Origin of the sequence: Allosphingosinicella sp. (assembly GCF_036403745.1) — a bacterium.
In the GTDB taxonomy this organism is placed as follows: Bacteria; Pseudomonadota; Alphaproteobacteria; order Sphingomonadales; family Sphingomonadaceae; genus Allosphingosinicella.
The window spans coordinates 45,786-71,891 of the sequence record NZ_DASWQI010000082.1 but is presented as its reverse complement, the minus strand read 5'-3'; the positions used below and the strand labels follow the sequence as shown (position 1 = coordinate 71,891).

The following is a 26,106-nucleotide window of genomic DNA, read 5'->3' as shown; positions in this document are numbered from 1 at the left end:
GGCGCGCCCGTACGGCGGACCTCCGCTTTCCGCCCATTGCGGACTGCTAGTGGTACAACCCGATCAATGGCAAATACGGGTGCACCGGATGTCGTCGAACGCGGATTCTCGCCCGAGCTGCTCGCCAGCCTCTTTGGCGCCGGCACGGCGTCGTCACGGTCGGCTTGACTTGGCTTCCGGTCGGCCTTCCCCTGCCACTCTGAAAGGAGCCACAGATGCAGATCAAGTTCACACGCTGGTACGAACAGGACTTCTCCTCCACAGCCTCCATCCTGCTCACAGCGGACGAAGCCCAGACCTTCGAACGCATCGATATGTGGGGAACCAACATATACGAATTGTCGGGCGAGGCCGTTCCCGTCAACGAGAACCGCTACACCAACGGTTTCGAGGTGTGGAACTTTCGAGAGATTGGCGGCACTCTCACCTACACAAACGCTGACCTGGATCTCGTCGCGGGCTTTGAGCGGATCATCAAAAAGGCGTGCCAGCGGGCCCTGGCATATTGCACGATAGCGGAGAAGTTCATGACCACGCCACAGGGCGCTGAAGTGACCGATGTCACGGCGACTGATGAAGACGGTATCGCGGCCCTCGCAGCAATGGGGGAGGCTCCTACTAGGTGAGGCCCGGCAAATTCATCAACGCGGGAGCGAGGGCCCAGCGTCCATCCCGGTCCAGCTTCTCCAGACGAAGTCGCTCGCCGCTCGACCGCCCCTTGGCGGACACAGACCTGGCAAATGCCCGGTCCGCTGATATGCTTCGCGGATGCTTGTCCCCGCACTAGCCATCATCGCGTTCGCTGCCGCATTCCACCTGCACTGGGCGCTCGGCGGTCGGACCGGCTACGCGGTCTCCCTTCCCCAGCGGGCGGACGGTAGCCCGGTGATGGCGCACCGCCTCTCCCGGTGGCGGCCCGCCGCGGGGGCCGTTGCGGTCGGTCTCGTCGCACTCGCCTTGCTGCTGCTCGGCCATGCCGGCCGCCTGCCGCTGCCGTTCCCCGTCGGCCTGGCGCGCGGCGCCCTGCTCGCCGTCGGCGCCGCCTTCGTCGCCCGCGCCATCGTGCCGAACCGCTATGTCGGCTTCTTCAAGTCGCTGAGCGGCACGCGCTGGGCGCGCTACGACACGCGGCTCTACAGCCCGCTCTTCCTCCTGCTCGGCGCGCTCCTCGTCGCGCAGGCGTGGGACCGTTGAGATGAGCCTCACCCCCATCGCCCCCGGCCATCTCGGCGCCGTCGTCACCTATCTCGAAATGCACGCGCGAGCGCCGCTGCGCCCGATGCCGCCCTCGCCGCTCCGCCTCGTTCGCTGGCCTTCGCCGGAGCCGGCCAAATACCGGCTGCTCTTCGCCCGCGTCGGCGCGCCGTGGCTCTGGTATTCGCGGCTCACCTTCGACGATGCGCGGCTGCGCGCCGAGATGGGGGAGGTGCATGCGGTCGTCGACGCGGCTGGGATCGAGGTCGGGATCGTGGAGCTCGATTTCCGCACGCCCGGCGAATGCCTGATCAAGTTCCTCGGCCTGGTGCCGGAGCTCGCCGGCAAGGGTCACGGCAAGTGGCTGTTCGCGATGGTGCTGGCGCTGGCCTGGCGGCCGGGGGTGGCGCGGGTCAAGGTCAATACCTGCACGCTCGACCATCCCGCCGCCCTCAAGGCTTATCTGCGGGCCGGCTTCAAGGCCGTGAAGCGCGCGTTCGAAACCTTCCCCGACCCCCGCCCCGCCGGCCTCCTGCCCCGCCACGCCGCGCCGCAGATCCCGCTGATCGACGGCGGCGGCTGAGCCGCCCGGCAAGGCCCTATTCGAAGACGGCGGCCGAGGCGCTCGGGCTCAAGGCGCGGTAGATGGCGGCGTAGAGGAGCAGAAACAGGGTGGTGAAGGCGGCGCCGGCGGCGGCGTCCACGATCTGGACGAGGAGGGTCCCGAACGCCTTGCCGGCGACGAGCACGAAGAGGATGCCGGAGACGGCGTGGGCGACGCCCATGGTAATTCCCGCGGCGATCGCGACGAGGAGGACGAGCCCGGCCAGCGACCAGCCATGGCCGGCGCTGAGCGCGAAGCTGCGGGTGAGTGCGTCGATCGGGTTGCGGCGCCGCTCGGCGACGATGACGGCGCCCAATGGCGCGAATCGGCCCATCAGGTAGACGCCGGGCACGATCAGCAGCAGGAAGCCGATTCCCATTCCGATTTCCGCGAGGAAGTGCGCCGCGAAATAGGAAGGGAGGAGGAGCAAGCCGGTGACGATGGCGCCCGCGACGCTGGTGCCGCGGGGGCCGAAGACGAGCTGGAGGATGGCGGCGGCGCCGACCATCCGGACGAGCTGGGCGAGCAGCAGCCACGGCCAGTTGGCCTGGTAAAAGCCGACCAGGGCGTCAAGCGCGCGGCTCGGGTCGGTGACCACCGGCTGCGGGAGGAGATAGGCGACGACGAGGGCGGGCAGGAACAGGAAGACGCCGGCCAGCGCCGCGACGAGCGAGGCGTGCGCGCGCAGCAGCGCCGTCGTATCGTCCCAGATGGCGCTGTAGGAAAGCTTCATTGCGTGTCGTGCCCCCGTCGGTTCGCTGGAGCCTTACCCGCCGCTGCCCCGGCCTATCAAGCGAGGGTTGCGCCGGCGCGGCGGGTCGCCGACATGGCCAAGATGGATGGGGCGAGCATGGATGCGGCCGGCGAGATCGAATGGCGGGTGACCCCCGGCCTCAGCCCCTATGCCGAGACGCTGGCTGAGATGGAGGCGCGCGCCGGGGCGATCCGCGCCGGCGACGCGCGCGAGCTGGTCTGGCTGCTCGAGCATCCTCCGCTCTTCACCGCCGGCACCAGCGCCGATCCGGCCGAGCTGTTCAACCCGCAGGGCTTTCCGGTGTTCGCCGCCGGGCGCGGCGGGCGCTACACCTATCACGGGCCCGGCCAGCGGGTCGGCTACGTGCTGCTCGACCTCGAGAAGCGGGGCAAGGACGTGCGGCATTTCGTCCATTGCCTCGAGGGCTGGGTGATCGACGCACTGGGTCGGCTCGGGGTCTCTGCATTCCGGGCGGAGGGGCGGATCGGCATCTGGACTCATGGGCCCAGGGGGGAGGCGAAGGTGGGGGCGATCGGGGTGCGGGTGCGGCGCTGGGTCACCTTTCACGGCTTTGCGGTAAACCTCGCGCCGGAACTTTCCCACTTTTCAGGCATAGTGCCGTGCGGTATTGCCGAGTTCCCGGTGACCAGCCTCGACGAGATGGGAGTGTCTTCACGGCAGCAACATTTCGATCTGGCACTGGCCGCGGGCTTCTGCGATTTCCTCGCCGCTCTCGAGGGGGGTGCGGGGAAGGCTTGAGGGCCCCACTCTTTCCGTTTAGTGTGCGCAACCGATTTGGGCAGAAAAAGGGTCCACCCCAGCCAAATCGCCAATCTAGGGAGTTTCTAAATGCGTGACCTCTTCAAGACTGTCCTCACCGGCTCCATGGTCGCCGGTGCGGCCCTGCTCGTCGCCGCTTGCGGCGGCAGCAGCGACACCACCACCAACAACACCTCCAACTATGCGACCGACGATGCCCTGATGGGCAACGCCAGCGACGTGACCTCGGTCAACGCCGTGAACGGTGCGGACGCCAACATCGGCGCCGCCGCCGGCACCACCGGCACCGGCAACGCGTCGACCGCCACGACCACCAACACGACGACGTCGAACACCACGACGGGCGCCGGCACGGGCAACACCACCGGCATGTAATTGCCGGCGGCAACGCCATCAGTTCGGAAAGGCCGTCCGGGCGACCGGGCGGCCTTTTCTTATGCGCACTCTTTTCTTATGCGCCCGCTTTTCTTATGCGGACGAGGCGCTTAAGCGGGTGGCGGACCGTGCCGCAGGCGCGACGGGAGCCTCCTGCTCCACTGGACGGACGGGAGCGGCACGCCCATCCTGAGCGGCACGGGGACGAGCGACCTACGGGGACGAGCGAGGGACAATGATGCCGAGACGAATTTCCGCCATGCTGGCCGCCGCCGTCGCGTTCGCGGGCCTCGCGCCGGCGCCCGCGGCTGCGCAGCTCTTCTTCTACAATCCCGACTTCAAGGGCGGACCGGTGGAAGCCTCCGACCCGATCGTCGGCGAGCCGCTTCCTGGCGCCACCCTGGCCGAGCAGCGGGCGGCCCTGCTGTGGAATTTCCGCGCGGCGATGAACGTGTCGGCGCTCCAGTGCCAATCGTCCTACATGCGCGCGACGCAAAACTATAACGGCTTCATCGCCCACCACGCGACCGAACTCGCGGCAGCCTATGCCGCGCTCGGCAAATATTTCCTGCGGGTCAGCGGCCCCAAGGGGGCCAACCTGTTCGACCAATATTCGACGCGGACCTACAACAGCTTCTCGACGATGAATATCCAGGGCTTCTGCCAGATCTCCACCAACGCGCTGAAGAGCGGGCTGCGGGTCCCCAAGGGCGAACTGGCCCCCTTCGCCCTCGCCCATATCCGCGAAGTCCGCAGCAGCCTCGCACCCGCCTTCGACAAGCCGCTCGCCTACAATCCCTACGCCGTGCAGGTGCCGCAGCTTCCGAACCTCGGCGAGGATTGCTGGAACAAGGCCAACGAGCTCACCGCGCGCTGCGGCGGCGCGGGCGGCGAGGATTCGGGCAAGAAGCGGCGCGGCTGAGCACAGCGGCTCTAGGGCAGTCCCAGGAGCTTGTGGGTCTGGAGGCTCAGCCTCCAGCGCGGATGGGCCATGACATAGCCGATCGAGGCGCGAATCGCGGCCTCGCCGTCGGCGCAGTCCATCGGCTGGATGAGAAAGTTCCTGAAGTCCCAGCCGAGCAGTGCCTCGGGGTCGAGCCCCTCCTGCGGCCAGACCAGCTTCAACTCGTCGCCGGCGCGCTGCACCACCTCGGTGCCCGCTTTGGGGCTGATGCAGACCCAGTCGAGCCCCGGCGCGGCGGCAAGGGTTCCGTTGCTCTCCATCGCCACTTCGAAGCCGCGGGCATGCAGCGCGTCGATGAGCGCTGTATCGAGCTGCAGCATCGGCTCGCCGCCGGTGATCACGACGAGGGGCCGATCGCCCTCGCCCCAGAGGGTTGCGACTTGCTGCGCGAGCGCGTCGGCTTGGTACCGGCCGCCATTCTCCCCGTCGGTGCCGACGAAATCGGTGTCGCAGAAGCGGCACTGGGCGGCAGCGCGGTCCGCTTCGCGGCCGGACCACAGGTTGCAGCCGGCGAAGCGCAGGAAGACTGCGCGGCGGCCCGCCTGCATTCCCTCCCCCTGCAGCGTCAGGAAGATCTCCTTGACCGCGTAGCTCATGGCCGCACGGCGTAGCGGGTGGGATCGGGTAGTCCGGCTTCCTCGAACCCCTTGCTCCGGAGGCGGCAGGCGTCGCACCGGCCGCAATGCAAGCTGTCGGGCGTGGGATCGTAGCACGTCCAGCTGATGCCGGCGTCGAGCCCAAGCCGGGCCGCCTCGCGGGCGATATCGGCCTTGGTCATGTGCTGGAGCGGCGCCTGGATGCGGAACGGCGCGTCCCCGGCGCCGGCCCTTGTCGCAAGAGCGGCGAGGCGCTCGAAGGCGGCGATGAAATCGGGCCGGCAGTCGGGATAGCCCGAATAATCCAGCGCATTGACGCCGATGAACAGATCCCGGGCCCCCGCCGCCTCGGCCCAGCCCAGCGCCAGCGAGAGCAGGATCGTGTTGCGCGCCGGCACGTAGGTGACGGGGACGTCGCTCCCCAATCCATCCTTCGGCACGTCGATGTCGGCGGTGAGCGCCGAGCCGCCAAAGGCGCGGAGATCGAGCGGCAGGACGATGTGCCGCTCGGCGCCGACAGCCGCCGCGACTCGCGCTGCCGCCTCCAGCTCGATGCGGTGGCGCTGGCCGTAATCGACCGTCAGCGCGAGCACGGCGAAGCCCCGCTCGCGCGCCAAAGCGGCGACGACCATCGAATCGAGGCCGCCGGACAGCAGGGTCACGGCCTTGGGAGGGGATGCGGACATGGCGCGCCAGCTAGTGAAGCCGCGGCGGCGCGGCAAGGGCGCCAAAAGAACGGGCCGCCCGGTGAGGAGCGGCCCAGGTTCGGCTGTGAAGCCTGCTAGGGAGGAAAGCGTGCCTGCAGAAGCGGACACAGTTCTTCCATACATGGATCAGGGTAAACAGAGGGTTAATGCCCTCGACTTCTCCCGTTCCTCAACAGTCGGACAGTTTCCGGGCCGTCGCGCGGTACGAAAAGGGGTGGCCGTCGACGAAGCCCTGGGTGTCGATGGTGGCGGTCGTCGAGGTCTCCATCCGCACCGTCGTGTGGCCAAAGCCGCGGCCCCGGCAGACATATTCTACGGTGGCGTTGCGCTCGCCCGTCCTCAGCAATTGCTGGCTGCAGCCGCGCGGACCGTGCTCGACCTGGAAGAGCAAAGCCGGATCGCCGAGGCAGACGGAATGCTGGACCGCCGCCTGGCTGGCGCTGCGGACCTGCCAGCGGCCATGTTCGAGCTTGGCGAGCGCGTCGGCGGCGCGGCTGCCCGCCAGCGCAAGCGCCGGCGCCGCCGCCACGGCGAGCCCCAGCGCAAGCGCTGGCCGTGCTTTCCCCCACCGCCACATCGCTCTCGTATAGGGGCAATGACGGCAGAATCGAAAGCGCCCATCGGCGGCGGCGCCCCGGAAATCGAAATCAGTCGCCGAAGTCCTTGACGGAAATCGGAAATACCCGCGAACAAAACTCGCAATCGACGCTGATGAAGCCGTCCTCGTCGACCATGCCGGCCCGCTCGTCCGCGGCGAATCGGCCGATCACGCCCTTGATGTAATCGAAATTGCAGCGGCACCCCTTCACCAGCGGCACGGGCTCGAACACCCGCACTTCTTCCTCGTGGAACAGGCGCCAGAGCACGCCGTCGAGCGGCAGCGCCGGGTCGGTCAGCTCGGCGCCCTTCACCGTCTCGGCGAGAATGCGGACATGCTCCCATTCCGGATCGTCCAGCCGCGTGTGGAGCCGGTCCCGCCCCTCCTCGCCTTCGGGCAGATGCTGGACGAGCATGCCGCCGGCGACATGGCCGGTATCGTCCACCGCGAGGCGGACGACGCTCGGCAGCTGCTCCGACTGCGAGAAATAGCTTTGTGCTGCCTCGCCCAGGGACGCGCCCTCCAGCGGCACGATTCCCTGGTAACGCTCCTGCGCCGACGCATGGTCGAAGGTGATGGCGAGATAGCCCTTGCCGAACAGGGCCGCGAGGTCGCGGTGGCTGGGCAGCGCCGACAGCCGCTCCGGATCGAAACGGACATAGCCGCGCAGCTCGCCCGCTTTGTAGTCGCAGACCAGAAGGTCGACGATGCCGCGCTCGGTCTGCGCCTGGATGGTGAGCTGGCCCTCCTCCTCCTTGAGCAATGACCCGAGCAGCGCCGAGAGAACCAACGCCTCGGACAGGATGCGGGCGATCGGCGCGGGATAATCATGGGCGGAGAGGATGTGGTCGAGCAACGGCCCGAGCCGCACGATCCGCCCCCGCGCGTTGCGGCCGGGAATGGCGAAGCCGAGCGCTTCATCCAGGTTGGCGGTGACGGTCGTCAATGGGAGGGGAGATGTCATGGCCGCGATGTGGCGAACGCCTTCGGGCGGTTCAAGTTCATGTGCCTCCCCATCGCCAGATGGGGAGGGGGACCATGCGTAGCATGGTGGAGGGGTATTCGCAGGTGCCGGGGGAGGTTTGAACGTACGGGGCCGAGCGCTCGTCCCCTACCCCTCCACCAGGTTTCACCTGGTCCCCCTCCCCATCTCGCGATGGGGAGGCAGCTTACGCCGCTTGCGGAACCTCGTACTGCCGCGCCGCCTCGCTGAGCTTCTCGACGAACTCCGTGACGTGCGCGTCCTCGACGATCAGTGGTGGGAGGACCCGCATTACGTTGTCGCCGGCGGCGACGGTGAGGAGACCGTGGTCGCGTAGGTAGGTGACGAAGGCGCGGCTGTCGGTCTTCATCTTGACGCCGAGCATCAGCCCCAGGCCGCGAACGCTTTCGAAGAGATGGTCGTGATTGGGGATCATCTGCTCCAGCGCGCCGCGCAGCCGCTCGCCCATCCGCGTCACGTGCTCGAGGAAGCCGGGCTCGAGGATCACGTCGAATACCGCCTGGCCGGCGGCCATGGCGAGCGGGTTGCCCCCATAGGTCGAACCGTGCGTGCCGACGACCATCCCGGCCGCCGCTTTCTCTGTGGCGAGGCAGGCGCCCATCGGGAAGCCGCCGCCGATGCCCTTGGCCGAGGCGAGGATGTCCGGCTCGATCCCATAATGCTCATAGGCGTAGAGCGTGCCGGTGCGGGCGACGCCGCACTGCACTTCGTCGAACACCAGCATGAGGTCGTTCTCGTCGCAGATGCGGCGCAGGCCCCGGAGGAACTCCGGCGAGGCGGGGCGGATTCCGCCCTCGCCCTGCACCGGCTCGACGAGGAAGCCGGCTGTGTGCTGGTCGACCGCGGCGGCGGCGCCCTCAAGATCGTCGAAGTCCACCACCGCGAAGCCGGGCAGCAACGGCGCGAAGCCGTCGCGCAGCTTAGGCTGGTCGGTCGCGCTGATCGTTGCCATCGTGCGGCCGTGGAAGGCGTTGCCGAAGGTGATGAGAACGTTCTTCTCGGGATGCCCGTGATGGTGGTGGTAGCGGCGCGCCGTCTTGATCGCGCACTCTACCGCCTCGGCACCGGAGTTGGTGAAGAACACGGTGTCGGCGAAGCTGTTGTCGGTGAGGCGCTTGGCGAACGCCTCGCCCTGCGGGCTGCCGTAGAGGTTGGAGACGTGCATCAACGTCGCCGCCTGCTCCTGGATCGCCTTGGTCAGATGGGGGTGGCCGTGGCCGAGGAGGTTCACCGCAATGCCGCTCGCGAAATCGAGATATTTCTCGCCCTGCTCCCCGTAGAGATAGACGCCCTCGCCTCGCACCGGCCGCACCGGGGAGCGCGGATAAACGGGCATGAGAGGCGTAATGGCCATTGCGAAGCTCCTGGTCGGCGGGGACGCGGCACGCGCCGCCCCTCGCCTCTAGAGAGACCGCGCCAGCCGCGTCAACACACGCTCCTCAGCGAAGGAGCGCCTCAGCTGTGCGCAAGGTCGCGGTCGAGCTCGGCCTGGATGCCGTCGAGCCGCTGGCGCAGGCGCACCCGCTCGCGATAGCCGCGGGGGACGTGATATTGGAGCTGCTGGAGCATCCGGGCGAGCGGCAGCGACAGCCGCTCCGCCTCCTCGCGCGGGATGAGGCCCTTCTGAAAGGCGACGCCGACCGCGCCGCGCAACTCCGCCGCCCGCTCAGGAATGCCGGAACTCATCGAGTCGATCCCGAACGGCGGCGGGTTGACGCTCATCGGCGGCTGCGACGGAAGCCGCATCTGCGCCGCGGCGGGAGCGGCCAGGATGCTGCACGCCGTGATGATAAGAGCCAGGCGGGTCACGTTCATCGGGGAACCTCCTCTGCCAGAAGGTGCAGAGGCTACGCCCCGATGGGACGGCTGTAAATCAGCTCTTCAACTTCCACCCGCGCTTGAGCAGCGCGTAGCAGAGGATGCCGAGGAGGATGTCGATGCCGAGGAGCGCCGCGCCGCCGACGGCTATGGGCGAGTCGGAGACGCCCAGGAAGCCGAAGCGGAAGCCGGAAATGATGTAGAAGAAGGGGTTGGCGTGGCTCACCGCCTGGAAGGCCGGGGCGAGATTGTGGATCGAGTAGAAGGTGCCGGAGAGGAGCGACAGCGGCGCGACGACGAAATTGGTGACGGCCGCGGCGTGGTCGAACTTCTCCGCCCAGATGGACGTCAGCAGGCCGAAGAAGGCGAGCATGGCGGCGCCGAGAATGCCGAACCAGGCGATCGCCCAGAGGTGGTGCGGCATCACATGCACGCCCGGCCACAGCAGCATCGCCAGCCAGACGGCGCAGCCGACGAGGATCGCCCGGGTGACGGCGGCGCCGACGAGCGCGGCGATCAGCTCGCCGGTCGAAAGCGGCGGCATCAGATAATCGACGATATTTCCCTGGATCTTGCCGACCAGCAGCGAGAAGCTGGAATTGGCGAATGCGTTCTGGAGCATCGCCATGACGATGAGCCCCGGCGCGATGAAATCGGCGAAGGGAATGTGCGCGGCGCCGATGTCGACGGTCTTGCCGGCACGCCCCAAGGCCACCGTGAAGATGATCAGGAACAGCAGGGTGGTGATGGCCGGCGCCCACACCGTCTGCAGCTGCACCTTGAAGAAACGCCTCACCTCCTTCACATAGAGGGTCCTGAGGCCATACCAGTTGACGTTCCGGATCGTCGGGACGCCGGGATCGGCCCGGACCCAGCTTGAAGGCTGCTCGTTCATCGCGTCGTCGCTAGTGGCGTTCGCAAGGCCGGGCAAGCCGCGAAGGAAAGACATCGAATGTCGTGGACTGACGAGAGGATCGAGCGGCTGAAGGGCCTGTGGATGCAGGGCATGACGGCGAGCCAGATCGCCGAGGAGCTCGGCGCCGTCTCGCGCAACGCCGTAATCGGCAAGGCGCACCGGCTCGGCCTCCAGTCGCGCCCCTCGCCCGTCAAGCCGAACGAGGACGGCAGCGCCCCAGCTGGCGCGCCCGCGGCGGCTGAAGCCGAGAGCGCGCCGTGGGAAGAGCCGGCAGCGCCCGCGCGTCCGGCTCCGGCCGCGCCGGCGGCGGCTGCCCCGCAGCCTGCGCCCGCGGGCGACGACGGCTCCCCGCAGGCGCCGGCCCCCGCCGCCGCGCCGCAGCCGCCGCAGCCTCTGGTGCGCTCGATCGGCCCGGGTGGGTTTGTGCGGCAGTCGCCCGGCGAGCAACAGGCGCCTATCCCGCCCGCTCCGCCGCGCCGCCTCGTGCCGGCGAAGCCGAGCCCGGAGATCGCCGACAAGACCAGCCTGCTCGATCTCAACGAGAAAATTTGCAAATGGCCGATCGGCCATCCCGGCGAGCCGGACTTCCACTTCTGCGGATCGCCGGCCAATCCGGGCTTTCCCTATTGCGTCGCGCATTGCGGCGTCGCCTATCAGGCGCAGATCCCGCGGCGCGACCGGCGGCCGCCGCCGCCGCTGCCGTTCGGCGGACCGCGCATCCGCTAAGGCGTGCGCGGACGGCGGCGGAGCTGGAGAATTTCGCCGCCGTATTGACTTGGATTAACGGTTTTTCACGGAACGCGCCGGGACGGGACTCGTTTTTCAGGCGAGAGAACAACAGCCAAGAAAAACGTCCCGCACATGTCCCACGAAGAAGTCGACTACTATCAGCAGCGCGCCGAAACCGAGGTCGCGCTGGCGCAGCAGGCGCAGCACCAAGCCGTGGTGCGCGTCCACTATCAACTCGCCTCCGCTTATCTCGATCGCATCCACGGCGACGCGCCGCGGTCCACCGGCGGTCTGTTCGCCAGCTGAGGCTCACGTCCACAAGGTAAAGCTGAACGCGGCACCGCCCAGCGGCGAGGCTTCCGTCCAGATGCGCCCGCCATGCGCCTCCACCACCGTGCGGCTGATGGCGAGACCGATGCCGGTGCCGCCCGCCTTGGTGGTGACGAACGGCTCGAACAGCCGATGCCGGTCTTCGGCCGCCACGCCAGGCCCGCTGTCCTCCACCGTTACCCGTACCCGGTCGACGGCGAGGCGCGCCGTGGCGATGCGCAGGCGGCGCTCTGAGGGCTCAACCTCCCGGAGCGCCTCGACGGCGTTGCGCAGGAGGTTGAGCAGCAGCTGCTGAATCTGGACGGGATCGACGAGCACCCGGTCCGCCGCGGCATCGAGATCGAACGCGCAGGCGATCCCCTCCGCCTCCGTCAGGGCGATGGCACAGGCTTCGCGTAGCGTCGCCGACAGGCCGACGATCTCCCGCTCGGCATCCGCGCCTTCCATCTGCCGGCCGAGACGCCGGACGATGTCCGCAGCCAAACCCGCACTCCGTTCCGCGCCGGTCACGGCCTCCGCCAAGGCGGCGTCGGTGAGGCCCTCGGACGCCGCCAGGCGATTGCGGATGCCGCGGGTGAAATGGGCGATGGCGGTGAGTGGCTGGTTGAGCTCATGGGCGATGGTCGATCCCAGTGTCTCGATGGCCCGCTCGCTCGATTGGTGGGCGAGCGCCTGCTGGGCGCGGGTGAATTCGATCGCGGACCGCTTACGGTCGCTGATATCCTGGGTCAGGCCGACGATGCGGCTGCGGCGCCCCTCCGCTTCTTCCACGGTCTTGCCGATGGCGAGCAGCCAGCGCCAGCGCCCGTCGGAAAGGCGAACGCGATATTCGATGCTGTGCGGTTCGCCGCTCGCCACCCCCGCGTCGATCGCTGCGAACACGCCGTCGCGATCCTCCGGGTGGACCAGCGCGCCGTAGCGATCGAGGCTCATCGTCTCCGCCTCGTCCGCCGTCAGGCCATGCAGCCCCCGGCCCCGCGCGCAGAGGTGCACCCGCCCACTTGCAAGGTCGATGTCCCAGACAGCAGCGCCGGCGCCAGCCTGCGCCAGCGCCAGCAGCTCGGCATCCGCGCGCGCGCGCGCCTCGGCGGCCTTGCTCTCGGTGACGTCGCTCACCGCGCCCAGCATGCGCAGCGGAGCCCCCGTCGCGGCGTCGCGGTCGACGACCCGGCCGCGCACCTTGGTCCAGCGCCAGCTGCCGTCGGCGGTGCGGATGCGATATTCGCAGACGAAGCTGTCGGTGCGCCCGTCGAGATGGTCGTCGAGACGCCGGCGCCACTCGGCGCGGTCGTCCTCATGCATAAACCGCTCGAAGCGCTGCAGCCGGTCCGGGACCGCGTCGGGCACGAAGCCGAGCCGTTCGACCAGGAACGGCGACATGCGGATTTCACCGCTGACCACGTCCCAGTCCCAGGCGCCGTCCCCCGCAGCCTCCAGGACCAGCCGGAGCTTCTCTTCATATTGAAGCTTCACCGCCTCCGAGGCGAGCGGCGGGTCGCCCGCGGCCGGCACCGGCTCGCCGGGGCCCGCGGGATCGAAACCGGGCAGGCCCGCGTCGATCGCGATCCGCAGCGCTTCGGGGAGCGCCGCCGTGCCCAGCGCCGTCATCATGTTGGCGCGGTGCATCTCGACCGTGCGCGGGCTGAGATCGAGTCGGCGGGCAATCGCCTTGTTCGAATGTCCGCTGAGCAGGCCCTGCAGGACCTGGCGCTCACGCCGGGAGAGGCGTTCCACGGCGGCGACGGCGGCGACCTGGGCGCTGCGCCGGCCCCGCCCCTGCTGCGCACCCTCCAGCGCCCGCTCGACCGCCGCGACCAGCTCGGCCTCGCCCGGCGGCTTCTGCAGGAAATCGACCGCGCCGAGCTTCATCGCGCGGACCGCGGCGCCCAGGTCGCCATGCCCGCTCATCACGATCACGGGCAGGGTCGCGCCGCGCCGGGCAAGCTCCTCCTGCACCTCGTGGCCGCCGAGATCGGGCATGCGCAGGTCGAGCAGCAGGCAGCCCGCGTCGAGCGGGGCGTCGCGCAGGAATTCCGTCCCCGAGGCATAGACCCGCGTCGAAAAATCATGGCTCGAAAGGAGGTACGACATGGCCGCGCGGACTTGCGCGTCGTCGTCGACGATATGTACGAGGCGGGACAAGGGTTTAGCAGGCAAAGCTCAATGGGGGCAGCAGCTTAGATAGGAAGCCGGAGGCGAATTTCGAGTCGCCGATACCGTAGTGCCCCGGTATTTCCCGGCGCTGCCGAAGCGGGCACAAGGCTCGCAGCCCATGTGGCAGCCGGCGGTTTCTCTGGTCCCGCCGGCCGGCGGCGGCCCCACCCCCCCACGAAAGGGCCGCCGCCACCCCCCTCCCCGCCGACGCTTCCGATCCGTCCCCGCTCCCGCTACACGCGGCACATGGACCTCGAGGACCAACTCCGCCGCTATTTCGGCACCGCCGACCCGACGCAGATCGCGTCCGCCGCCCTTCCCGCCGGCATCGAGCGGATGCTGGTCGACCTCGGCCTCGAAAAGGACCGCGGCCGCCGCTTCGCCCTGTGGGCGCTGCTGCACATGCTCGGGGCGGCGCCCGATCTCGACATCGCCTTCGACAACGAGGCGGATCGAAATGCAGCGCGCACCTTCATGGACGTGGCGCATGTCGCAGGGGATGACGTTGTCGATGGAGCCTGACGAGGCTTGTCTCGCCCGATTGCTCCACTGGCTGCGGGACCAAGGGTACCGGTTCATCGCGCCGACCCCTGCCACCCATCGCCGCGTGCTCGCCCGCACATGGTCGGGACCAACGACGCTGCGCGACGTGTTCGGCTGGAGCCGCCCATTTTCGCGCGGCGATTTGGCCGCCGAATGCCTGATGCTGATGGAGAGCGCGGGTGTGCTGGAGGGGGACGGCGACAGGTGCAGCAGCCGGCTGAGGGTCGCCAGCCTCGGCGAGGACCTCTTCTTCCACTCCGCCTTTCCGACCGACGATACCGACGCGGTCTTCTTCGGCCCCGACACCTACCGCTTCGCGCGTTTCCTCCAAGTCCGGCTGCCGGAGCTCGCTCGGCCCGCCGGCATGGTGGATATGGGCGCGGGCAGCGGCGCAGGCGGCATCTGCGCTGCCCGCATGGTGCCGGAGGCCAGGCTTTCGCTGGTCGACCTGAACCCGGCCGCGTCGCGGCTGGCGCGGGTGAACGCGGCAGTGGCGGGCGTCGAGGCGCAGACGTTGGAATCGGGAAGCGTCCCACCAGGAGCGGACCTCGTGATCGCCAATCCGCCGTACATGATCGATCCCGCGGCACGGGCCTATCGCGACGGAGGCGGGCTGCTTGGCGGCGAGACCGCGCTGCAGTGGGTCAGGCAGGCGCTGTCCGGCCTGAAGCCCGGCGGCTCGATCCTCCTTTATACCGGTGCGGCGGTGACGGGCGGCGAGGCGCCGCTGGTGACCGCGCTGAAGGCGGTGTGCGCGAAGTGCGGTGCGACCTGCTCGATTGAGGAAATCGACCCGGACGTTTTCGGTGAGGAGCTCGACGAGCCCGCCTACGCGGAGGTCGAACGGATCGCGGTGATCGGAGCCGTCATTACGCTCCGCGTCTAGCGTCCTTGTCCGCGCCGCTTGGCAGCACGAGTCTTCGCCGCCTATAGATTCGCCATGTCAGACCTGTTCGCGTCCACCGCCGCCCCCTCCAACGACTATGATGCCGCCTCGATCGAGGTGCTCGAGGGGCTGGAGCCGGTCCGCCGCCGGCCTGGAATGTATATCGGCGGCATCGATGAGCGCGCCCTCCACCACCTCGCCGCCGAAGTGCTCGACAATTCGATGGACGAGGCGGTTGCCGGCTATGCCACCCGCATCGAGGTGACGCTGGAGGCGGGCAACCGCCTCACCATCACCGACAATGGCCGCGGCATGCCGATCGACGAGCACCCCAAATATCCGGGCAAGCACGCGCTCGAGGTGATCCTCACCAAGCTCCATTCGGGCGGCAAATTCTCGAACAAGGCCTATGCGACTTCCGGCGGCCTCCACGGCGTCGGCGTCAGCGTCGTCAACGCGCTCTCCACCGAGACGGTGGTGGAGGTCGCCCGCAACAAGGAGCTCTACCGCCAGACCTTCGCCCGCGGCGAACCCACCTCGCCGCTCGAGAAGCTCGGCCCGACTCCGAACCGCCGCGGCACCAGCGTCTCCTTCGTCCCCGACCTCGAAATCTTCGGTGACGACGCGAAGTTCAAGCCGGCGCGCCTCTACCGCCTCGCCCGCTCGAAGGCCTATCTGTTCGCCGGCGTCGAGATACGCTGGAAGTGTGATCCCGCTCTCATCTCCGATCAGACCCCGCCCGAAGCGGTGTTCCAGTTCCCCGGCGGCCTCGCCGACCATTTGAAGGAGCAGGTCGCCGACCGCGCCTGCGCCACCACCGAATTCTTCAAGGGCCGCCAGGATTTCCCTAACGACCACGGCATGGTCGAATGGGCCGTCGCCTGGCCTTTGTGGAGCGAGGACGGCTCCTCTTATTATTGCAACACCATTCCCACTCCCGACGGCGGCACCCACGAGCAGGGGATGCGCGCCGCCCTCACCCGAGGCCTGCGCGGCTTTGGAGAGCTAGTCGGGCAGAAAAAGGCGAAGGACATCCAGGCCGAGGACGCGGTCGGCGGGGCGGAGATCATGCTCTCCGTCTTCATCCGGGATCCCCAGTTTCAGAGCCAGACCAAGGACCGGCTGACCAGCCCCGACGCCGCCCGCCTCGTCGAGGCGGCGGTGCGCGACCATTTCGACCATTTCCTCGCCGATAATATGGAGCGGGGCCGGGCCCTGCTCGGCTTCGTGCTCGAGCGGATGGACGACCGCTTGAAGCGCAAGGCCGAGCGCGAGGTGAAGCGCAAGACCGCCACCTCCCCACGCAAGCTGCGCCTCCCCGGCAAGCTCACCGACTGCGCCAACGACGATCCTGCGGGGACGGAATTGTTCATCGTCGAGGGCGACAGCGCCGGCGGCTCGGCCAAGCAGGCACGGGACAGGAAGACGCAGGCCATCCTCCCCATTCGCGGCAAGATATTGAACGTCGCCTCCGCCTCCGCCGACAAGATCCGCGCCAACCAGGAGATTGCCGACCTCACCCTGGCGCTGGGCTGCGGCATCCGCGAGCGCTGCGACCCGGCGCAGCTGCGCTACGACCGCATCGTCATCATGACCGACGCCGACGTCGATGGCGCCCACATCGCCACCTTGCTGATGACTTTCTTCTTCCAGGAGATGGCGAAGATCGTCGAGCAGGGCATGGTCTATCTCGCCCAGCCGCCGCTCTATCGCCTGTCGGCCGGCGGAACCGTCGCCTATGCCCGCGACGACGTCCACAGGGGCGAGCTCGAGGCGACCCTGTTCAAGGGCAAGAAGGTCGATGTCAGCCGGTTCAAGGGGTTGGGCGAGATGAACCCGCAGCAGCTGCGCGAGACCACCATGGACCCGAAGACCCGGGCGATGATCCGCGTAACCCTGCCCGAGGAATATCAGCAGCAGCACAAGGTCCGCGACCTCGTCGACCGGCTGATGGGCCGCAATCCGGAGCACCGCTTCGCCTTCATCCAGAGCCACGCCGCCGAGGTGGACGAGGAAGAAATCGACGCTTAGCATCCGCGTCCAGGGGGTGGGCGAATGCGGACCTGGTTGTTGAAATTGCTGATGCTGCTGGCGCTCGCTTTGCCGGGCGCCGCGCGGGCGGCCGACCCGTCGCCGCAGCTGCGCCAGCGCGCGGCCGAGCTGCTGCAGGTGCTGCGCGGCGAAGAGGCGCCGGAGAAATTGCTCGCGCCCGCTTTCCTCGCCCAAATCCCGGCGGAGCGGATGAAGGCGATCGCAGCGCAGCTTTCGGGCAGTTACGGCCGCCCCGCCGGCATCGCCTCGATCGACGCGAAGAGCGGCCTGAGCGCCATCCTCATCGTCGACTATCCGAAGGCGACGGCGCGGGTGGAGCTGGTGCTGGATCCGGCGGCGCCGCACCTCGTCACCAGCCTCCTGATCAGCGCGATCGAGGCCAAGGCGGAGAGCGCCGAGGCGCTCGTCGCCGGTTTTCGCGCCCTCCCCGGCCGCATCAGCCTCGCCGCCCGGCCACTCGACGACGAGCCGCAGCACCGCCTCGTACAGGCCAACGCGGACCAAGCGCTCGCGGTGGGTTCGGACTTCAAGCTTTTCATCCTCGCGGAGCTTGTGCGTGAGGTGCGGGCGGGGGAGCGCAAGTGGAGCGACGTCGTGCCGCTCTCGGCGCACTCGCTGCCGTCGGGCATCCTCCAGAGCTGGCCGAAGGGGGCGCCGATCACCCTCCACAGCCTTGCCGCTTTGATGATCTCGCAAAGCGACAACACCGCCGCCGACGCCCTGCTCACCCTCGTCGGGCGGGAGAAGGTCGAAGCTTTGCTGCCCGAGCTCAGCCTCCGCCCCGACCCGCGCAACCGCCCGTTCCTGTCGACGCGCGAGGCATTCCTGCTGAAGGCCGCCGATCCCGCCCTCCTCCAGGCCTGGAGGGCCGCTGACGAGAAGGGGCGCCGCGCCATATTGCGCACCCTTGCCGGCGCGGACGTCGACCGGCTCGATCTCACCCGCTTCAACGCCAATCCGATCGCGATCGATGCGGTCGAATGGTTCGCGTCGGCCGACGATCTCGTCCGCACGCTCGACTGGATTCGCCGCAGCGGCGACAAGATTGCGCTGGACATCCTCGCGATCAACGCCGGGCTGCCGGCGGCGGCGGGCAACTTCGTCTATCTCGGATACAAAGGCGGCTCCGAGTCGGGCGTTCTGGCCATGGCCTTTCTCGCCCGGCGCAAGGACGGCAGCTGGGTCGGCGCCGCCGCGGTTTGGAACGATCCGGCGGCGCCTGTCGCGGAGGCGCGGCTGGGGGCCCTCATGTCCCCGCTTCTGACGTTCCTGCGCTGACCGGCGGCGGCGCGCGCAATCGCGTGACAAAAGTATTGAAGCGCAGTAGCTTCGCGCCATCACCTCGTGGGAGGACTGACATGAGCCTGTTCCTGATCCTCGCCGCCGCCACGGCGTCCGCACCCCCGCCCGCCGCGGCGCCGTCCCAGACCATCGTCGTCACCGGCACCCGCCTCTCGGACAGCGAGAAGGCGCTTCGGGAGTGCCTTTCCCGCCACTGCCCGCCCGAGGAAGACATCAAGGCCTCGCTCGCCGATGCAGAGAATTTGTTCGTCGCCGGCCGCTACCGCGACGCACGCGACGTCACCAAGGCCTCGATCGGCCGCAACAATCGTTTCCGCGGCGAATATCCGGTCGCGGTCTCGGATCTCTATCGAGGCAACGGCCGCATCGCCGAGCATCTCGGCGAAGTCGCCGACTTCCAGCTCTCGACGGCTTTGATGCGCGGCATCCTCGGCAACGCCTTCGGCAAGGACGATGCGCGGGTGCTGAAGGCCGATGTCGAAGTCGGCGACATGTTCGCCAAGCAAGGGCAGTTCGTCCAGGCGCGCACGACCTACGACGCGGCCGAGAAGCGCGCCCGCGCCGCCGGCTTCGCGAGCATCGCCGACGTCGCCCGGGTGCGCAGCGCTTGGACCTATGCGATGGACGGCGAGATCGCCCTCGCCCGCAAGGCGCTCGAAAGGATCGCAGCCCAGTCGGCGCCGGAGGCGCGGATCGGACGCCTGTCGTCGCTGGTGCTGCTCGCGCGGCTCGACCGCAATGAGGGCAAGACCGGCAAGGCTTCAGAGGCCCTGTTCACGGAATTGCGCTCCGTCCGGGCGAAGCGGCCGGTTCTGCTCTTTTCGCCGCGGCTCGATTTGCCCGGCATCCTCCCTGAGGGCGACGAAGCCAAATGGGAGGCGGATCCCTCTTTTGCGTTGCCGGAAATGCGGCTTAAGACGGGTAATGCCTATTTCGAGAAGCATTGGGTGGACGTCGGTTTCTGGGTGACGTCGGAGGGGAAGGTCAGCGAACCTGAAATCCTCCGCGGCGAAGGCACGCGCGAGTGGACCAAGACGCTGCTCCGCTCGATCTCCGGCCGCATCTACACGCCGAGCGTGGACCCGGACGGATCGTACAGGATCGAGCGCTACACGCTCACCTCGCGGTTCATGGAGAGCGTGTCGGGAAGCCACATGCGCCAGCGCTCGCCCAACGTGAGGCTTGAATTCCTCGACCTGACCAACGATCCGGCGCCGGGGCCCTCCCCCTCCCCGGCCGGCGGGGGGCAGGCGCCAAGCCCAGCCCGCTGATCCAAGGAATTCACGGTGACACCGCTGCTCTTTCTCCTGCTCACGGCTGCACCGGCCGCGCCGCCGGTTGCTGCCGGCCAGACCATCGTCGTCACCGGCAACCGGATTTCCGACACCGAAAAGGCGCTGCGCGAGTGCATCGCGCGTCACTGCCCGCCCAAGGAGGACATCCAGGCGACCCTCGCCCATGCGGAGAACCTGTTCGTCGCCGGCCGCTACCGCGACGCGCGCGGCGTCACCCGCGCCTCGATCGGCCGCAATCACCGCTACCGCAAGGAGCTGCCGGTCGACGTTTCCGACCTCTACCGCGCTAACGGCCGCATCGCCGTCCATCTCGGCGAGGGCCAGGATTACGAGCTTTCGACCGGCATCATGCGCGGCATTCTCGGCGACGCCTTCGGCAAGACCGATGCCAAGGTGCTGATGGCCGATGTCGAATGGGCCGACATGTATGCCTCGATGGGCCGCTTCGACCGCGCCCGGGAGCTCTACGACAGCGTTGCCGCGCGCGCCGCAAAGGGCGCCCGTCCCGATCTCGCGGGCATCGCGCGCGTCCGCTCCGCCTTCACGTTCGAGCTGCAAGGGGAGACGGGCGCCGCGCAGCGCGCTTTGCACACGATCGCGGCCGATGCCTCGGAGCCGAACCGGATCGGGCGGCTGTCCGCGCTCGTCCTGCTGGCGCGCCTCGACCGCAAGCATGGCAACGCCTCCAGCTCGAACGAACTGGTCGAGGTGATGCGATCGCTTCATGCCAAAAAGCCGGTGCTGATCTACGCGCCGGCGCTGGACCTGCCGCACGGGCTCGCCGAGGGCGATGCGGCGACGGGGCAGCAGGTCTCGGCCATCTCGATGCTCGCCGGCAACAATTTCACCGAGCGCTGGGTCGATATCGGCTTCTGGATCACGCCGCAGGGCAAGGTCAGCGACGCGGAGGTGCTGCGCAGCCACGGCAGCCTGGACTGGGCGGGCCAGCTGCTGCGCCAGATTTCCGGCCGGATCTACACGCCGATCGAGGAGCCCGGCGGCACCTATCGGATCGAGCGCTACACCTACACCGCGCGGTGGCTGCGCGATGTCACCGGCAGCCACATCCGCCAGCGCTCGCCCAACGTTCAGATCGAATATCTCGACCTCACCAACGAGCCCTCGCCGCCGCCCGCGCCGGCACCCTAGGCCTGGACCGCCACTTGCCGCTGGCCCCGCTCCTGCTCCTCGTGCCGACGACCCAGCCCGTGCAGCAGCCGCCACCGGCAGCCGGCCAGACCATCGTCGTCACCGGCACGCGCCTCTCCGACACGGAAAAGGCCTGAACGCCTGCCTCGCCCGCCATTGCGCGCCGGCCGAGGATATACGCGCCTCGCCCACGCCGAGAATCTGTTCGTCGCCGGCCGCTACCGCGATACGCAGGCGGTGACGGCGGCGGCGGTCGGCCGCAACAAGCGCTACCGGAAGGAGCTGCCGGTCGACGTCTCCGACCTCTTTCGCGCCAACGGCCGGCTCGCCGCCCATATCGGGGAGGCGCACGAGCAGGAACTGTCGGTCGGGGCGATGTATGGCACCCTCTCCTCCGCCTTCGGGAAAGACGTTCCGCGAGTCCTCGCGGCGGATGTCGAGCGCGGCGACATGTACGTGCTGGTCGGGCGTGAAGAGCTTGCCCGCCACATTTACGAGGAGACGGAGCGCCACGCCCGCGCGGCCGGCCGTGCCGACCTTGCGGCGATCGCCCGCGTCCGCGCCGCCTGGCTGTTCCAGCAGACCGGCGACGTCGGCTTCGCCCGGCAGGCGCTGGAGAAGATCGCCGCCGACCCAATCCCGACGCCAAGGTCGGCCGGCTCGCCGCCCCCTTCCTCCTCGCCACCCTCGATCGCCGGGCCGGCAAGCGGCAGAGCACCGACGCATTGATCGAGGAGTTGCGCAACGCCCATATGGCGCATGCTGCGCTCCTCTACGCGCCATCGGTGGACCTGGATCGCATCGTTCGCGAAAGCGGAGCGCCGTCCACCAGGCAATATACCGGCCGAAAGAACCTCAACGGCAATTGGGTGGACATCGAGTTTTGGATCGGCCCTGACGGCAAGGTTCGCGACGCCGAACTGCTTCGCAGCGAAGGAGCCACGGGCTGGACGTCCGCGATGCTCACCGCGATCCGCGGCCGCATCTACGCCCCGGTCGACGCGCCGACCGGCAGCTACCGCGTCGACCGCTACTCCTATCTCGCGCGGTGGGTAGAAATTGTCCGCGCGCACGGGATCGCGCGCGAGCCCAGGCCCGACATCCAGTTCATCGACCTCACCGCCGACCCCTCGCGCGCGGCCAAGCCTTAACCAGGCCTCACCGCCCGCTCTGCTCGCGCGAGCGGGCCAGCGCCTTCATCTCCGCCTCCGCCTTGGCGCGCGCGACGCGGAGGGAGTCGACCTCCTCCTTCTCCTTTTCGCAGAACGCCTTCTGCTGCTCGCCGAGCTTGGTCCCCTCCTCAAGGCAGCGGCCGAGGGCGAGGCTGCGCGGCAGGAGGTCGAAGGGCTCGCGGCTATTGTCCTTGCGGTCGATCGCCGGGCCCATCGCGCTAAGGAAGGTAAACCAGGCGCGCCGCACCCGCGCTTCGCCGACCTTCTTGTCGGTCGGCGGCCCTTCCGGAACCTTGACGTCGAGCGACGCGATCGGAATTTCCGCCAGCCGCGCCTTTGCCTCGTCGAACTTGCCGAGCTCGCGCAGCGCGTTTACCGCGCGCGCCTCCATGCCGATCCAGCGCAGGTCGTTCGGCCGCTTCTCCGCCGTCGCCGAGGCCTCGGCGAACTCGGCGAGGTAGCGCTCGCGCAGCGCCGGCTTGCCGTCCGTCTCCCATCCGGCCTGGAGAAGGGCGAGCAGCGACAGCTGCGCCGGCACCCCCATCTCCTTCATCAGCCAATAGGCGCGGTAATATTGCGTGTCGTTCTTGCGCAGCGCCTTGTAGCGGTCCGAGGCGACCAGCGGCTCGAGCTTCGCCACTTCGTCGGGCGTATAATCCTTGTAGAGGACGAGGCCGTTGGTCGGGCATTCGGGGAGCGGCGTCGGCGCCGAGCTGCCGTACGGCTTGCCGTCGGGCCGGTCGCCGAGCGGCGGGGTGGTGACCGGCACCACATAGTCGAAGCTGACGCCGCCGATCGGGCAAGTCATCGTCTGGCGGGCGCTGCCGCCCTGCGCCAGAGCGGCGCCCGCCGGCAGCGCGGCGCCGGCCAGCGCCGCCGCGGCGATGAGGGGCATTCGCATAAACTTCTCCTTGGGGAACATCAGGTGGTGACGGCCGGGGCGACCAGCGGGAAGCGCGGGATCGCCGCGGCGAAGCTGCGCCCCTGCTCACTGACCATCAGATACTGGCCTTCCATATAGCCGGTCGGCGTCGGCAGCGGGCAGCCGGACACATAGTCGAAGGCGCCGCCCGGCTCGATCACGGGCTGCTCGCCGACCACGCCTTCGCCCTGTACCTCGCTCTTGGCGCCGCGCCCGTCCGAAATCGTCCAGGTCCGCTCCATCAGCTGCACGGCGCTGCGCCCGCCATTCTCGATGCGGACATGATAGGCCCAGAACCAGCGGCCGCGCGCCGGCTCGGACTGTTCGGGCAGGAAGCTGACGGCGACGCGCACGGTGATGTCACTGGTCGTCGCGCTGTGGGGAAACAGGCTTTTCACAGGCGCTTACCTCCACCCATCGCCGCGCCCGGTCAACCGGCCTTCTCGACGTGGAGCATGCCCGCGGGGCACGGCGCGATGAGTTCGGACGCCGGCACCTGGTGGCCGAGCCAGGCCGCCCACCGGGCCTTCGGCATGATCGCGATCTGGCGGTTGTGATAGGGCGCGACGTCCGGCCCCGGCGGCGTCGTCAGCATGGTGAAGGCCTCGCCGACAGAGCTGTCGCGCCACAGGCCGGCGATGCAGAACCAGGTCTCGCCCGCCACCGTGAACAGCCACTTGTCCTTGCGCTTGTCGGCGCGCGGCGCCTTGGGCGTGGTGAATTCGTAGAAGCCGTCGGCGACGATCAGGCAGCGGCCGGTGCGGAACTCGCGCCCCTCGCCGCGGAAATTGTAGACGGGCTTGCCCCCCTGCCCCGGCCACGACCAGCGGCGCTGGACGAGCTCCGCCGCGTCGCCGCCCCAACGCACGATCGCCGCCCGGTCGGTAATCCGGATGTCGTCGCGCGGCTCCATGTTCGGCAGCCCCTCCGGGAAGCGGAGCGGAATGCGCAGGTCATTGAACTCCTGCTCGATCGTCCCGAGCTCGACGCGGCTGCGATAGTCGTTGCACATCCGGGCGCTGCTATCGGGCGGGCGCCGTGAACGCCAGCTTGACAGCCGCGCCCCCTCCCCCATATGCGCCACACCTTCGCGCGAAGGCCCCTTCGTCTAGCGGTCCAGGACGTCGCCCTCTCACGGCGAAAACACGGGTTCGAGTCCCGTAGGGGTCACCAAGGCACTGAAAAGTTACATCTTTTCAAAAAGTTGGCGAAAATCAGTAGCTTCCTAGCCGCCCGGTGGTACAAAAGGGTGGTACAAAATGGGGCTACGAATGCCGGGGCCGACAACCCATCCCAGATCCTCAAACCTGTGGTTTCGCATGGCGGTGCCTGAGCGGCTTCGCGGGAAAGTCGGCAAACGCGAAATCAAAATCTCTCTCGGCACCTCTGATGCCACCGAGGCAAAGATTCAGCAGGCCCGCCAGCAGGCGAAGTGGCGCTCCTACTTCCAGGCGCTTGATCGGGAGATCGAGAACGAGGCCGCAGCTCAAGCGCCGACGGTTGTGGCCCGCTTCCTCGAAATCATGGCCGAGCGGAACGGTAGCCTCCACAACGTGATCTATGGCCTCCGATCTTTCATCGCGAGCCGTCTCTTGCTCGCGTGGGCCGAGGCGGAGTTCGAGGCGTTGAATGCTTATCGAGCCCTGCGTCTCCACCCGGACCCCCAGCTTTGGGAAGGTGGCCCCGCCGCCCAGGATGCTGACATCATCCCCGTCGATGCGAGGGAGGAGGTCGTCTCCCGTGTCGACATCCTCCACCGTGACGAGAACCTCCTCGGCGTCGGCTTTGCCGAAGCGATCGAATGGCTCCTCGCCGCCCGCAGATGGGATGTCGTCTGGCCCGAGGTGGCTCTGGTCGAGGAACACACCGGTATCTCCGCTCCCCAAGGATCGCTGCTCTTCAACACCGTCGCCGAGGCGCTGCTGCATCGACTGGTCGAACAGCAGCTCTCCTCAGAAGATGCAGCCAGGCTTGCTGCCCTGCCCAGACGCTACCTTCCTGGCAAGCCGGAGGAGTATCCCCCGGTTTCGGTCCCTCAGCCGGAACAACCAGCCGTGTCACGCCGCCAGCCCGCCGCGGGAAAGTCGGGTCGTCCCTTGTCGGCCGGTTTGCGACACTGGGCTCAACTGCGCGCGCCGAGGCCGCAAAGTCTCGTGGAAGCCCGGCGCGCGGTCGACCGGTTCATACTTCTCAACGGCGACCTTTCCGTCGGGCAGATCACTCGCGACGACATCCTGGACTTCAGGGATTTCATCACGGGCATGCCGACGAACATCAACCTTGAGAAGGTGAAGGCCTCCGGCACCCCCCTTCGAAAGGCCGTCGAAGCTGCGCTCGGGAAGGGGCACTCAGAAACGGTCAGGACCCTTTCGCCCGGCGCGGTGAAGAAGGATGTCGGCGCTCTCGGCGCGATCCTCGGTCTGCTGAAGAACGAGGGCTGGATTCCTGATAATGTCTCGTCGGGGATCCCCATCGCAGGTTATGGGAAGACGCGGCGCGGGCAGCGACGGCCGCGCCTCCCGCTTCGCCCGTCGATGATGCAGACCCTCTTCGCATCGCCCCTATTCACCGGCTGCGAAGGCCGCGCTGACATCGAGCGGACGCGGCCGGGCAAGCACGTTTATCAGGACGAGCTCTACTGGAGCTTCCTGTTCGGTGCGACCTCGGGGCCCAGGCTCGAGGAGGTCGGCCAGATCCGCCTGGACGACATCGAGGTGATCGAACGCCCCGGGGAGGCGCCGATCGTCGCAATCTACGTGACCGGCACGGGCGAAGGCGAGAGCATCAAGAACGAAGAGTCCGCCCGCGTTATCGTCGTACACCCTCGGCTCCTCGAGCTCGGCTTCCTCGAGTACGTGAAGCGGCGTCGCGCTGCCGGCGCCGCCCGTCTCTTCGATCTTAAGCAGTCCCCGACCGGAAAATGGACGAAGGAGCTCAGCCGCCGGGTTAACCGCTACGTGGACCGCGTTGTGACTGACGATCCTCGCTTCGTATTCCATTCGCTCCGGCACGAGTTCAAGGACCGCGCCGAGGCCACAATCTCCACTAGAGTGCACGACCGCATCACCGGTCACTCGCCGACTACTGTTGGGGGACGGTACGGCCTTGGTGCATCCGTGGAGCTGATCGCCCGCGAGCTGGAGAAGCTTGACCTCTCCTTTGTCGATTGGGATCAGCTTCGGAAAGCGGCGAGTATCGCCTCAGTGCGCGAACGGAAGGCCACTTAGAATGTCCGTCGTATCGCCCCCGCCGACCAGCCAGCG

Annotated in this window: 30 protein-coding genes and 1 tRNA gene; 19 read left to right on the top strand and 12 right to left on the bottom strand. The window is 68.2% G+C overall.

Translation table 11 applies throughout. From position 1 onward, the window contains the following. The first annotated feature begins 215 nt into the window (after nt 1–215). From VGC56_RS15455 to VGC56_RS15445, 3 genes are all read left to right on the top strand, one after another. Nucleotides 216–626 (top strand): hypothetical protein, encoded by a 411-nt coding sequence (locus VGC56_RS15455; RefSeq protein WP_464126298.1) that lies wholly within the window; start codon nt 216–218, stop codon nt 624–626. A gap of 142 nt (nt 627–768) precedes the next feature. After that, nucleotides 769–1,194 carry a DUF3995 domain-containing protein gene (locus VGC56_RS15450; protein ID WP_464126296.1) on the top strand — a complete coding sequence of 142 codons (426 nt, stop codon included), beginning with the start codon at nt 769–771 and terminating at the stop codon, nt 1,192–1,194. Between the two features lies 1 nt (nt 1,195). After that, nucleotides 1,196–1,777, top strand: a complete 582-nt coding sequence (locus tag VGC56_RS15445) for a GNAT family N-acetyltransferase (protein WP_464126294.1) — start codon at nt 1,196–1,198, stop codon at nt 1,775–1,777. 16 nt (nt 1,778–1,793) lie between these two features. On the opposite strand, the gene VGC56_RS15440 is transcribed toward VGC56_RS15445, so the two are convergent. Continuing rightward, the gene (locus VGC56_RS15440; protein WP_464126292.1) at nt 1,794–2,531 is read right to left on the bottom strand and encodes a hypothetical protein; all 738 of its coding nucleotides are present in this window, start codon (nt 2,529–2,531) and stop codon (nt 1,794–1,796) included. 117 nt (nt 2,532–2,648) lie between these two features. Here VGC56_RS15440 and lipB point away from each other — a divergent pair, with 117 nt between their 5' ends. The 3 genes from lipB to VGC56_RS15425 all read left to right on the top strand — a co-directional run bounded on the left by lipB (nt 2,649) and on the right by VGC56_RS15425 (nt 4,629). Then, on the top strand, nt 2,649–3,311 hold the full coding sequence (gene lipB, locus VGC56_RS15435; RefSeq protein ID WP_464126317.1) for a lipoyl(octanoyl) transferase LipB: 663 nt from the start codon (nt 2,649–2,651) through the stop codon (nt 3,309–3,311). Between the two features lie 90 nt (nt 3,312–3,401). Next, the gene (locus tag VGC56_RS15430) at nt 3,402–3,707 is read left to right on the top strand and encodes a hypothetical protein (protein ID WP_464126290.1); all 306 of its coding nucleotides are present in this window, start codon (nt 3,402–3,404) and stop codon (nt 3,705–3,707) included. Between the two features lie 235 nt (nt 3,708–3,942). Then, a complete protein-coding gene (locus VGC56_RS15425) occupies nt 3,943–4,629 on the top strand; it encodes a hypothetical protein (protein ID WP_464126288.1) in 687 nt (228 codons plus the stop codon). Between the two features lie 11 nt (nt 4,630–4,640). Here the strand turns inward: VGC56_RS15425 and queE are convergent, their stop codons facing one another. The 7 genes from queE to VGC56_RS15390 all read right to left on the bottom strand — a co-directional run bounded on the left by queE (nt 4,641) and on the right by VGC56_RS15390 (nt 10,288). Further along, nucleotides 4,641–5,267: a 7-carboxy-7-deazaguanine synthase gene (gene queE, locus VGC56_RS15420; protein WP_464126287.1), complete on the bottom strand. Its 627-nt coding sequence runs from the start codon at nt 5,265–5,267 to the stop codon at nt 4,641–4,643. Next, nucleotides 5,264–5,953: a 7-cyano-7-deazaguanine synthase QueC gene (queC, locus tag VGC56_RS15415; RefSeq protein WP_464126285.1), complete on the bottom strand. Its 690-nt coding sequence runs from the start codon at nt 5,951–5,953 to the stop codon at nt 5,264–5,266. Before queC ends, queE begins: the two co-directional genes overlap by 4 nt. Before the next feature lie 190 nt (nt 5,954–6,143). Continuing rightward, nucleotides 6,144–6,551: a DUF3617 domain-containing protein gene (locus tag VGC56_RS15410; protein WP_464126283.1), complete on the bottom strand. Its 408-nt coding sequence runs from the start codon at nt 6,549–6,551 to the stop codon at nt 6,144–6,146. Nucleotides 6,552–6,621: 70 nt separating this feature from the next. Beyond that, a complete protein-coding gene (locus VGC56_RS15405; protein ID WP_464126282.1) occupies nt 6,622–7,536 on the bottom strand; it encodes an Hsp33 family molecular chaperone HslO in 915 nt (304 codons plus the stop codon). A gap of 205 nt (nt 7,537–7,741) precedes the next feature. Then, nucleotides 7,742–8,929, bottom strand: a complete 1,188-nt coding sequence (locus VGC56_RS15400) for an acetylornithine transaminase (RefSeq protein ID WP_464126281.1) — start codon at nt 8,927–8,929, stop codon at nt 7,742–7,744. A gap of 101 nt (nt 8,930–9,030) precedes the next feature. Beyond that, nucleotides 9,031–9,390, bottom strand: a complete 360-nt coding sequence (locus VGC56_RS15395) for a hypothetical protein (RefSeq protein WP_464126279.1) — start codon at nt 9,388–9,390, stop codon at nt 9,031–9,033. Between the two features lie 58 nt (nt 9,391–9,448). After that, nucleotides 9,449–10,288 (bottom strand): ABC transporter permease, encoded by an 840-nt coding sequence (locus VGC56_RS15390; RefSeq protein WP_464126316.1) that lies wholly within the window; start codon nt 10,286–10,288, stop codon nt 9,449–9,451. 57 nt (nt 10,289–10,345) lie between these two features. Between VGC56_RS15390 and VGC56_RS15385 the strand changes: the two genes are divergently transcribed. Together VGC56_RS15385 and VGC56_RS15380 are read left to right on the top strand one after the other, a co-directional pair. Continuing rightward, nucleotides 10,346–11,035 (top strand): GcrA family cell cycle regulator, encoded by a 690-nt coding sequence (locus VGC56_RS15385; protein WP_464126278.1) that lies wholly within the window; start codon nt 10,346–10,348, stop codon nt 11,033–11,035. A gap of 135 nt (nt 11,036–11,170) precedes the next feature. Continuing rightward, nucleotides 11,171–11,344 carry a hypothetical protein gene (locus VGC56_RS15380; RefSeq protein ID WP_464126277.1) on the top strand — a complete coding sequence of 58 codons (174 nt, stop codon included), beginning with the start codon at nt 11,171–11,173 and terminating at the stop codon, nt 11,342–11,344. Between the two features lie 3 nt (nt 11,345–11,347). Here VGC56_RS15380 and VGC56_RS15375 read toward each other — a convergent pair whose 3' ends face one another. Then, complete coding sequence (locus tag VGC56_RS15375; protein WP_464126276.1) at nt 11,348–13,510, bottom strand: PAS domain-containing protein; 2,163 nt, start codon at nt 13,508–13,510, stop codon at nt 11,348–11,350. 258 nt (nt 13,511–13,768) lie between these two features. Here VGC56_RS15375 and VGC56_RS15370 point away from each other — a divergent pair, with 258 nt between their 5' ends. The 9 genes from VGC56_RS15370 (at nt 13,769) to VGC56_RS15330 (ending at nt 21,900) form a co-directional block, all read left to right on the top strand. Further along, the gene (locus tag VGC56_RS15370) at nt 13,769–14,044 is read left to right on the top strand and encodes a hypothetical protein (RefSeq protein WP_464126274.1); all 276 of its coding nucleotides are present in this window, start codon (nt 13,769–13,771) and stop codon (nt 14,042–14,044) included. Continuing rightward, entirely contained in the window at nt 14,022–14,951 is a 930-nt protein-coding gene (locus tag VGC56_RS15365; RefSeq protein ID WP_464126272.1) for a methyltransferase, read from the top strand. The genes VGC56_RS15370 and VGC56_RS15365 overlap by 23 nt, the downstream gene beginning before the upstream one ends. A 54-nt stretch (nt 14,952–15,005) precedes the next feature. Further along, entirely contained in the window at nt 15,006–16,982 is a 1,977-nt protein-coding gene (gene parE / locus VGC56_RS15360) for a DNA topoisomerase IV subunit B (protein WP_464126271.1), read from the top strand. 24 nt (nt 16,983–17,006) lie between these two features. Next, nucleotides 17,007–18,281, top strand: a complete 1,275-nt coding sequence (locus VGC56_RS15355; RefSeq protein ID WP_464126269.1) for a serine hydrolase — start codon at nt 17,007–17,009, stop codon at nt 18,279–18,281. Nucleotides 18,282–18,361: 80 nt separating this feature from the next. After that, on the top strand, nt 18,362–19,576 hold the full coding sequence (locus tag VGC56_RS15350; RefSeq protein WP_464126268.1) for a hypothetical protein: 1,215 nt from the start codon (nt 18,362–18,364) through the stop codon (nt 19,574–19,576). A gap of 15 nt (nt 19,577–19,591) precedes the next feature. Next, nucleotides 19,592–20,749 carry a hypothetical protein gene (locus tag VGC56_RS15345; RefSeq protein WP_464126266.1) on the top strand — a complete coding sequence of 386 codons (1,158 nt, stop codon included), beginning with the start codon at nt 19,592–19,594 and terminating at the stop codon, nt 20,747–20,749. Between the two features lie 14 nt (nt 20,750–20,763). Then, nucleotides 20,764–20,886 (top strand): hypothetical protein, encoded by a 123-nt coding sequence (locus VGC56_RS15340; protein ID WP_464126264.1) that lies wholly within the window; start codon nt 20,764–20,766, stop codon nt 20,884–20,886. A gap of 19 nt (nt 20,887–20,905) precedes the next feature. Further along, nucleotides 20,906–21,478, top strand: coding sequence for a hypothetical protein (locus VGC56_RS15335; protein ID WP_464126263.1), 573 nt, complete (start codon nt 20,906–20,908; stop codon nt 21,476–21,478). Further along, entirely contained in the window at nt 21,475–21,900 is a 426-nt protein-coding gene (locus VGC56_RS15330; RefSeq protein WP_464126262.1) for an energy transducer TonB, read from the top strand. The genes VGC56_RS15335 and VGC56_RS15330 overlap by 4 nt, the downstream gene beginning before the upstream one ends. 7 nt (nt 21,901–21,907) lie before the next feature. On the opposite strand, the gene VGC56_RS15325 is transcribed toward VGC56_RS15330, so the two are convergent. From VGC56_RS15325 to VGC56_RS15315, 3 genes are read right to left on the bottom strand one after another with little or no spacing between them, the layout of a single operon-like run. Further along, nucleotides 21,908–22,822, bottom strand: a complete 915-nt coding sequence (locus tag VGC56_RS15325; protein ID WP_464126261.1) for a hypothetical protein — start codon at nt 22,820–22,822, stop codon at nt 21,908–21,910. Nucleotides 22,823–22,842: 20 nt separating this feature from the next. Next, the gene (gene apaG, locus VGC56_RS15320) at nt 22,843–23,241 is read right to left on the bottom strand and encodes a Co2+/Mg2+ efflux protein ApaG (protein WP_464126260.1); all 399 of its coding nucleotides are present in this window, start codon (nt 23,239–23,241) and stop codon (nt 22,843–22,845) included. 32 nt (nt 23,242–23,273) lie between these two features. Further along, nucleotides 23,274–23,855 carry an SOS response-associated peptidase family protein gene (locus VGC56_RS15315; RefSeq protein WP_464126259.1) on the bottom strand — a complete coding sequence of 194 codons (582 nt, stop codon included), beginning with the start codon at nt 23,853–23,855 and terminating at the stop codon, nt 23,274–23,276. An 85-nt stretch (nt 23,856–23,940) separates the two neighbouring features. Here VGC56_RS15315 and VGC56_RS15310 point away from each other — a divergent pair. Beyond that, a tRNA-Glu gene (locus VGC56_RS15310) sits at nt 23,941–24,016 on the top strand. 86 nt (nt 24,017–24,102) lie between these two features. Then, entirely contained in the window at nt 24,103–26,070 is a 1,968-nt protein-coding gene (locus VGC56_RS15305) for a DUF6538 domain-containing protein (RefSeq protein WP_464126257.1), read from the top strand. Nucleotides 26,071–26,106 lie beyond the last annotated feature (36 nt).